Origin of the sequence: Streptomyces sp. 13-12-16 (assembly GCF_002114215.1) — a bacterium.
Lineage (GTDB): Bacteria > Actinomycetota > Actinomycetes > Streptomycetales > Streptomycetaceae > Streptomyces.
This window is the reverse complement of record NZ_NCTE01000207.1, coordinates 1-4403: the sequence shown is the minus strand read 5'-3', so window position 1 is coordinate 4403 and position 4403 is coordinate 1. Positions and strand designations below refer to the sequence as shown.

Sequence of the window (4403 nt, the reverse complement as noted above, 5' to 3'; positions counted from 1 at the left end):
CTCCCAGAAGGTGCCGCCGGCCTCGACGACGCGCTCGGGCTCGCCCTCCAGCTCGAAGCGGACGGCGCCCTTGACGACGTAGCCGAACGCCGGGCCGGAATGGCGGTGCGGCGGGGTGCCCGGGTCCCCGGGCTCCCACTGGACGCGGATGGTCATCGCCGAGGCACCTTCGGGAACGGTGATCGGCGCGGCGTCCTGGAGCAGCTTCGCCGCCCGGGTCCAGCCGGGGCCGTCCTCGCCACCGGTTCCGTGGCCGTGCCCGTGGTGGCCGTGGTGGGCATGCGCTGAGTTTTCCGACACTGACTCGCACCTTCCGTGATGACACCGTTGTCCGGGCGGGGGCCCGGCCGCCGTCGCGTGGTCGTTCCGGTCGCGGGGACCGCTCTGCCCTCCTGACCGGGTGAGCGCCGGATCTGTGACGGGCGACGCCCGGTGGAGTCGTCGGCCGCCGGCGTGCGGTCCGAGGACTCCCGGCGCGTACACCGCCCCTCCACGGTCAGGACCCGTGCCCGCCGCCTATCCGCTCGTACTCGTCCTCCGTGGGTTTGGGGACCTGTGCGCCGGGGCCGTGGAGGGCCCGGCTGAGCCCGGCGCGCAGCCGCCGGGTGCGTCCGGTGACGGACGCGGCCGGCAGCGGCCGGTACTGCTCGTGCGCGGTCAGGGTGTGCAGCCGCGCCCGGCTCAGGGGTTCGTGGACCTCGACGTACTCGCCGTGCGGAAGGCGCTTGACGACGCCGGTCTCCCGGCCGTGCAGCACCTTCTCCCGGTCGCGGCGCTGCAGGCCCAGTGCCAGGCGCACGGTGACGGCGTAGGCCAGCACCGGGACGACGAACAGGCCGATGCGCACCGCCCAGGTCACGGCGTTGACGGAGACGTGCAGCCGGAGGGCGATCAGGTCGTTGGCGGCACCGGTCAGCGCCACCGCGTGGACGCTGAGCCAGGCCACGCCCAGGCCGGTGCGCACCGGCCGGTTGCGGGGCCGGTCGAGGAGGTGGTGCTCCCGGTCGTCGCCGGTCGCCCACGCCTCGACGAACGGGTAGACGGCCATGGCGAGGAAGAGCAGCACACCGAAGAGCAGGGGCAGGAAGTTGTCCAGGGCCAGGGTGTGGCCCCAGAGGTCGGTCTCCCAGCCCGGCATCACCCGCAGGAGCCCGTCCGCGACACCCATGTACCAGTCGGGCTGGGAGCCGGCCGAGACCTGGTCGGGGCGGAAGGGCCCGTACTCCCACACGGGATTGATCTGCGCGACGGCGGCCATGAGGAAGATCACGCCGGACACCAGGAAGAAGAAGCCGACGGCCTTGACCGCGTACACCCGCGGCGGCAGGCCGACCACGTTGTCCTCGGTACGGCCCGGACCGGGGAACTGCGCGGGCCGGTGCCGGACGGCCAGTACCGCGTACACCACGAACAGCACGGCCATCAGCCCCGGAACGACAAGGGTGTGGAGGGTGTTGAAGCGCGCGATCAGATCGTCACCGGGGAACTCCCCGCCGAAGAGGAGGAACGACAGGTAGGTGCCGACGACCGGGACCGACAAGAGGGTTCCGTGGACCACCCGCAGCCCCGTCCCCGACAGCAGGTCGTCGGGCAGGTCGTAGCCGGTCAGGCCCCCGAACATGGCCAGGACCAGCAGCAGGAAGCCCAGGACCCAGTTCAGTTCCCGCGGTTTGCGGAACGCGCCCGTGAAGAACACCCGCAGCACGTGCGTGAACAGCGCGGCGACGAACACCAGCGCCGCCCAGTGATGGGCCTGGCGGATCAGCAGACCGCCGCGGACGTCGAAGGAGAGGTGCAGCGTCGAGTCGAACGCCTCCGACACCGGTCGGCCCCGCAGGGGCGGGTAACCGCCGTCGTAGACCACCGGGTTCGAGGAGGGATGGAAGTAGAAGCTCAAGTAGACGCCCGTGACCAGCAGGATCACGAAGCTGTAGAGCGCGATCTCGCCCAGCAGGACGGACCAGTGGTCCGGAAGGACCAGGCGCCGGAGGGAACGGGCCGGGCCCCGGTGGCCGAGCCGCACCGCCGTCCACCGGGCCAGCCGCTCCCCGGTACGCCCCTGTCCCGGCCCGACCGGCCGGCTGTCGTTGCCCATCTCTTCACCACTCATCTCGGCGTCTCCCGAAGCCCACGACGCGACACGGTGGTGCGCAGGACGCGTCGGGGTTCTCGTCACTGAGACCACCCGTGCCGCTCTGTTGTGACACCGGCCGGGGGCGACCCGTGTCACAACGCACGACGCCGTCCGGTCACATGGTCATGACCGACCGCACCCCCGCACCCCTGCGCCCGATGCCGGACGACTGGCGACGGGCCCTGGCCGTGGTGGCCCACCCCGACGACCTGGAGTACGGCTGCTCTGCCGCCGTGGCCTCCTGGTCGGCCGACGGCCGACAGATCACCTACGTACTCGCCACCCGCGGTGAGGCGGGGATCGACACCCTGCCGCCCGAACGGGCCGGGACGCTGCGCGAGTCGGAGCAGCGGGCGGCCGCCGCGGCGGTCGGCGTCCCCACCGTGGAGTTCCTCGACCACCGGGACGGTGTGATCGAGTACGGCGTGGCCCTGCGCCGCGACATCGCCGCGGCCGTCCGGCGGCACCGGCCCGAGCTGGTGATCACCCTGAACCACCGGGACACCTGGGGGCACGGCGCCTGGAACACCCCGGACCACGTGGCCGTGGGACGTGCCGTGCTGGACGCGGTGGCGGACGCGGGCAACCGCTGGATCTTCCCCGGACTCACCCGGCAGGGGCTGCGGCCCTGGAACGGCGTCCGGTGGGCGGCGGTCGCCAACTCACCGGCGCCGACGCACGCGGTCCCCGCCGGGCCCGGCTTCGAACAGGCGGTCCGGTCCCTGCTGCACCACCGCGCCTACCTCGAGGCACTGACCGACGAGGACCCCGAGACGTACGCGCGCCGTTTCCTGGCCGACAGCACCCACGCCCACGCCCCGCGGTTCGGCGGGCGGCCCGCCGTCGCCTTCGAGCTGTTCGGCCGGTGACCGGGCGCCGCCCGATCCCCTGATCCCCCACGTTCGAGAGAGAACCCTCCATGAGGCACGAGTCCCCCGCCGTCCTGGACGCCGGACCGTTCGACGGCGTCGATCCGGACGAGTTCGTACGCGCGGCCATGCGCTGGCACTTCGGTCCGTCGACCGGCTCCCGCTACTGGCTCGACCGGGCCGGCCGGCTCGGTTTCTGTCCGCGCCACGACGTCAGGGGCGTGGACGACCTCGCGCTCTTCCCCGACCTGACCGACGAACTGCGCGACGTCCCCGTGGCGGACCTGGTCCCCCGGGGCTACGGGAGCGACGCCCGGCTGGTCAACGTCTTCGACAGCGGCGGAACGACCGGGGCGCCCAAGCGGGTCGTCCAGCTCGACGACTGGGCGCGGCACAGCACGGAGCAGGTCGACAGGCGGCTGCGGGAGCACGGCCTGCCCGTCGGCGCCCAGTGGCTGACCGTGGCACCGACCGGCCCGCACCTGGTGGGGGACGTGCTGCGACGGGCGGCGGCCTCCCTCGGCGGCCCGGCACTGGGCGTCGACATGGACCCCCGCTGGGTGCGGAAGCTGGCCGCCGCGGGCCGGGACGACGAGGTCGAGGCCTACACCGGCCATCTCGTCGAACAGTGCCGGCGGATCCTGCTCACCCAGGACATCGGGGTGCTCGCCGCCACCACCCCGTTGCTGGAACGCCTCGCCCGCGAGGACGACCTCCTGGAGCGGATCAACGGCTCCGTCCGGGCGATCCTCTGGGGCGGCACCCACATGGACCCCGACACCCGCCACCTGCTGGCCACCGAGGTCTTCCCCGAGGTGCCTCTCATCGGCATGTACGGCAACACCATGATGCTCACCGCACTGCTCGAACGGGCCGGTGGCGACGCGTCGGGGCCCTGCGTGTTCGACCCGGTGTCGCCGTACGTGTTCCTGTCGGTCGTCGACGCCGGCACCGGGGCGCCGGCCGGGGTCGGTGAACGGGGCCGGGTGATCGTCAGCCACGTCAGCAAGTCGATGCTCATCCCCCACAACGCCGAGCGCGACACGGCCGTGCGCGTCCGGCCGGCCGGCGGTCGGGCGGGCGACGCCGTCGCGGACGTGGCGCCGGTGCCGACGGTGCGGGGCGAGACGGTCATCGAGGGCGTGTACTGATGCCGGCCACCGGGACCACCGGACCGGTCCACCTGGACGCGCTGGGCCCCCGAGGGCCCTACCGGACGCGGGTGCCCGAGGCGGTGACGGATGTGTCGGGCGCCGAGGTGGCACGGCTGAGCCTGGTGCCGCCGGTGTACGTCGACCGGGCGCTGTCCGCGCTGCGCAAGGCCGAACCCGTGCCGACGGACGGCCTGGACGCGCTGCTGGGGGCGGCCGGCGAGGAGTTCGCCACCGGCACCGTCGGCG

4 protein-coding genes and 1 pseudogene are annotated in these 4403 nt (G+C 73.3%); 3 read left to right on the top strand and 2 right to left on the bottom strand.

Annotated features, from left to right (window positions below; genetic code table 11):
• Window positions 1-300 (bottom strand): cupin domain-containing protein (locus B7767_RS09595; RefSeq protein WP_143652313.1); only part of this gene is annotated, 300 nt, incomplete at its 3' end.
• A gap of 196 nt (window positions 301-496) precedes the next feature.
• Entirely contained in the window at window positions 497-2095 is a 1599-nt protein-coding gene (locus tag B7767_RS09590; RefSeq protein WP_085571815.1) for a ubiquinol-cytochrome c reductase cytochrome b subunit, read from the bottom strand.
• A 164-nt stretch (window positions 2096-2259) separates the two neighbouring features.
• Here B7767_RS09590 and B7767_RS09585 point away from each other — a divergent pair, with 164 nt between their 5' ends.
• The 3 genes and pseudogenes from B7767_RS09585 to B7767_RS09575 all read left to right on the top strand — a co-directional run.
• Window positions 2260-3003, top strand: a complete 744-nt coding sequence (locus B7767_RS09585; RefSeq protein ID WP_085571816.1) for a PIG-L deacetylase family protein — start codon at window positions 2260-2262, stop codon at window positions 3001-3003.
• 50 nt (window positions 3004-3053) lie between these two features.
• The gene (locus tag B7767_RS09580; RefSeq protein WP_085571814.1) at window positions 3054-4154 is read left to right on the top strand and encodes a phenazine antibiotic biosynthesis protein; all 1101 of its coding nucleotides are present in this window, start codon (window positions 3054-3056) and stop codon (window positions 4152-4154) included.
• Window positions 4154-4403 (top strand): annotated as a pseudogene (locus B7767_RS09575) (aldehyde dehydrogenase); the annotation flags it as partial. The gene B7767_RS09580 and the pseudogene B7767_RS09575, both read left to right, overlap by 1 nt.

Coding starts and splice junctions, on each gene's coding strand:
- B7767_RS09590 (WP_085571815.1), bottom strand. CDS start 2,095: ATGGGCAACGACAGCCGGCCGGTCGGGCCGGGACAGGGGCGTACCGGG.
- B7767_RS09585 (WP_085571816.1), top strand. CDS start 2,260: ATGACCGACCGCACCCCCGCACCCCTGCGCCCGATGCCGGACGACTGG.
- B7767_RS09580 (WP_085571814.1), top strand. CDS start 3,054: ATGAGGCACGAGTCCCCCGCCGTCCTGGACGCCGGACCGTTCGACGGC.